Origin of the sequence: Methylobacterium sp. WL64, from assembly GCF_008039945.1 — a bacterium.
GTDB lineage: Bacteria > Pseudomonadota > Alphaproteobacteria > Rhizobiales > Beijerinckiaceae > Methylobacterium.
Genome location: NZ_VRVA01000233.1, coordinates 1 through 3,729, shown reverse-complemented (window position 1 = coordinate 3,729; position 3,729 = coordinate 1). Strand labels below are relative to the sequence as shown.

The following is a 3,729-nucleotide window of genomic DNA, read 5'->3' as shown; positions in this document are numbered from 1 at the left end:
CTAAGCGCCCCGCAGGCCTGACCAACCGGACGCCACACGTCCGCTTCCCTTCCACCTTCCGACCCTGATCCCACGAGCCCCATCAGGAGCGCGAACGATATCCTATGCCCGCATCCCCGATTTCAGCCAGCCCGCCCTGGTTCACGTCGTCAGCACCGCGCGTCGCCGGCTCCCCGCCGATGGCCGGTTCCTCAACCTCCCGAACGAGACCCAGCCCGGCACGATCGAGGCCTGGGAGGCTGTCACCCCCATCCGCCCGGATACCGCTCACAGCCGGTCCCTGCGGTTCCTCGACACCGGCGGTGAGCTGCTGGCCGCGGCCTTCATTATCGGCGGCGGCATAGTCCTGACCGGCCTCGCCACCCTGCTCTGATCCCAGTCCGCACCCGAGCGGGGCGGCTGCACGTGCTCGCGGGCGTCACCATCGACAACGACGACCCCGACGAACTGGCAGCGCTCGCCCGCGATCTGCAGGCCCACGCCAAGGCCACGCGCGAGGGCCGCTGAGAACGGCCTCTTCCCTTCCGTAGCCGTGCGTATCGCCCCGGCCGGACCCTGCTGGGCTCCCCCCTTCACATCCTGAGACCTGAAATCATGGGCGACGTGCTCACTTTCACCTCGCGTCCGAAGCCGGCCGCTCCCATGGCCTTGTCGCCGCTGGCCGGCAGCGCACTCCGCGCCAGCCTGGAGGAGGCTGCGCAAGTCGCCCTCGACGCTGCGGACCACATCATCGCCGTGCTCGACAGCATAGATGGGGATCCTGACCTTGAGGACGGCGCCGACGCCGAGGCGTCCCTGGCTGCGCCCAAGAACCACACCGGCAGTCAGGTGGTCTGGATACGCGGCAGCGATCAGGACCGCGAGAGTGTGGCGCCTGAGACCGTGTTGCCGGAGGTTGCAGCCGAGCAGCCCGAGGCGATCATTTTGCCTTGGTGTGGCGGCGGCAACGTCATCGCGGCCGTAGGCGTGGCACTGCTCGATATGGTCGGTGCCTAAAGACAGTGTCGTTCACTCTGTGCAAGCTCTAGTTGCATGCATCAGTAGTGCCCATTCGATCACATGTACGAAATCTCGAAGCTGTGTTAAGGTTTAGTTTTTGCCTTACCTTGCCAATCAATAAAATCTGCACATGTGATGCGTATGGTGATCGTATGCCGACCATCCTCGCCAATTTCCTCGATAGCCAGGCGCTCAGCTTCGTTCTAGCTGCGGCGACGATCTGCGCCTTCAGTGCCTGGTTACTCGTATGCCTGATCCGGCAAGCTGAAAGCGCTTCCAGGGTTGCTCGGCAATCTTGGAGGGCCGGGATCGCTGTGGTTGCAGGAACCGGGGTCTGGACAACCCACTTCGTGGCGATGCTCGGATACCGGACCGATCTCGTCCTGAGCTACCATTTCGGGACGACGGTGCTGTCTGCCGTAGCTGCGATCATCGCCGTCGGCGTACCGCTTGCTATAGCGAACACCCTGGTAGGGGTATGGAAACGGTCGGTCGCTGGCGCAGCATCAGGGCTCGGCATCGCCGTGATGCACATCACCGGCATGGCTGCACTTGAAGGGTGCGGTCAGACGCAGTCGATCGGGTTCAACCTCCTCGCTTGCCTTATCGGCGCGACTTTCATGGCGCTTGCCTGCGGGCTGCCGAAGAGATCCAACACCCTCGTGGTCATCGGTGGTCTCATCGTGGCCGCGGTATGTGGGACGCACTTCGTCTCCATCGCCGGCACCGTCCTCGTCGGTGAACAGGTCGATCGCCTCCTGCCGGGTATGCAGGTCACTCTGAGCATCCTCGTCGCCACAGGGGCGGCGATCCTTCTACTCGGCTCCTTCCTCGCGCTATCTGCAGCCAAGCGCTTCGAGACACAGGAGGTGGCGCACGCGCGTGTCCTGGCGACCGCGTTGCAGAACATGTCGAACGGTATCCTCAAAGTGTCCGCCGGCGAAATCGTCGAGCTCTACAACGCGCGCCTTTGCGCGATGCTCAATCTCGCGCCGAGCAGCGTCGTTCGCGGCATGAGCCTGACGGCGTTTCTTGAGCAGGCGGGTCACGCGAATGGCTGGGATGAGGATCGGGTAGGCCGGGTGCTGGCAAACCACCGGTCTTGGATGGCCAAGGACCGCGAGACCCAGGTCGAGCACAACTTCGATGACGGGCGGATCCTGTCCATCACCTGCCAGCCCGTCGAGGATGGCGCGGTACTGACCTTCGATGACGTGACTCGGGTAAAGCAAGCGCAGCGGGAGATATCGCACCTCGCCTACCACGACCCGCTGACGGGTTTGGCGAACCGTCGCTCCCTCATGGAGCGCATGGCACAGGCTCAAGAAGCCGAGCAGCCATTCACGCTCCTGCTGATCGACCTCGATCGGTTCAAGGCGGTCAACGATACGTTCGGCCACGGCGTCGGCGATCGGCTCTTGGTCGATGTCGCCGTTCGGCTACGAGAGCTGATCGGTGAGACTGGGTTCGTCTCGCGCCTCGGCGGAGATGAAATGGCGGTGGTCGTCCAAGGCGACGCCTCGGCCGCCATGGCGTTGACCGAGCACGTCATCCCAGGGATCGAGAAACCCTATACGTTCGACGATGTCACCGTCGTCATCGGCTGCAGCATCGGCGTGTGCGGGGCACAGGATACGTCGAGCCCGGAAGATCTGATGCAGCGCGCCGACATCGCGCTCTATGAGGCCAAGCGTCATGGCCGCGGGCGGGCGGCTCGCTACACCCCTGGCATGCTCGAGGCCATCGCCGAGCGGAACCTCTTGGAGAACGATATCCGGATCGCGCTGGCCAAAAGTCAGTTCCACCTCGCCTACCAGCCGATCATGGCGTTGACGGACGATGACACCGTCGGGTTCGAGGCCCTGATCCGTTGGCAGCATCCGACGCGTGGTTTTGTTTCGCCGGCGACCTTTATTCCGCTCGCGGAAGAGACAGGCCTGATCATCCCGATCGGACAATGGGTTCTTGAAGAGGCCTGCCGTCAGGCAACCACATGGCCGGCCAAACAGCATGTCGCGGTCAACGTCTCAGCTGTTCAGTTTCGATCGCCGCTGATCCTCGCGCATGTCACCTCGGCGCTGGCAAAGAGCGGTCTGTTAGCGAGCAGGCTCGAGATCGAACTAACTGAGACGGCCTTGGTCCAAGACGGACAGCAGATTGCACACACCCTGTCTGCGTTGCGTCAGCTCGGCATCAGGATCGCGATGGATGATTTTGGGACCGGGTACTCATCCCTCGCCCATCTGCGCGACCTGCCCTTGGACCGCATCAAGATCGATCGCAGCTTCGTCGCCGCCGCGCTGACGGACAAGCATTCCATGGCCGTCATCAAGGCGATCACGCAGATGGGGCGCGACATGAGCATCCCGACCCTCGCCGAGGGCGTCGAAGATGCAGAACAGCTCGACCTACTTAGAAAATTCGGCTGCGACGCGGTCCAAGGCTATCTGATCGGGCGGCCAGAACGACCGACACCAGTATTGCCAATCGTAACCACTGATTGTGCCGCTTAGGCAGTTCGTTTCGCCGATCGCCATCGGCTCGCACCGCACCATCGAGGCGATCGGGGGCCTAATTTAGGTGTATGGTCCCGGGATGAGGTATGACGGGTCGATCCTGAAGCGATTGGGTTCTTTCGTCCAGGCGTTCAAGATGAACTCAGTTGGTGTCAGGCCCCGCAGGGTCTTGAGCCTGCGAGCATGATTGTAGGCATCGACGAACAGGTGCAGA

The 3,729-nt window shown here is 62.8% G+C and carries 2 protein-coding genes and 1 pseudogene; 2 read left to right on the top strand and 1 reads right to left on the bottom strand.

Annotation, left to right across the window (positions count from 1 at the left end; genetic code table 11):
• Nucleotides 1–594: 594 nt before the first annotated feature.
• Together FV242_RS33200 and FV242_RS33195 are read left to right on the top strand one after the other, a co-directional pair.
• Nucleotides 595–996, top strand: coding sequence for a hypothetical protein (locus FV242_RS33200; protein ID WP_147941914.1), 402 nt, complete (start codon nt 595–597; stop codon nt 994–996).
• A 155-nt stretch (nt 997–1,151) separates the two neighbouring features.
• Nucleotides 1,152–3,512: an EAL domain-containing protein gene (locus FV242_RS33195; RefSeq protein WP_147941913.1), complete on the top strand. Its 2,361-nt coding sequence runs from the start codon at nt 1,152–1,154 to the stop codon at nt 3,510–3,512.
• A 63-nt stretch (nt 3,513–3,575) separates the two neighbouring features.
• Here the strand turns inward: FV242_RS33195 and FV242_RS33190 are convergent.
• A pseudogene (locus FV242_RS33190) lies at nt 3,576–3,729 on the bottom strand (IS481 family transposase); the annotation flags it as partial.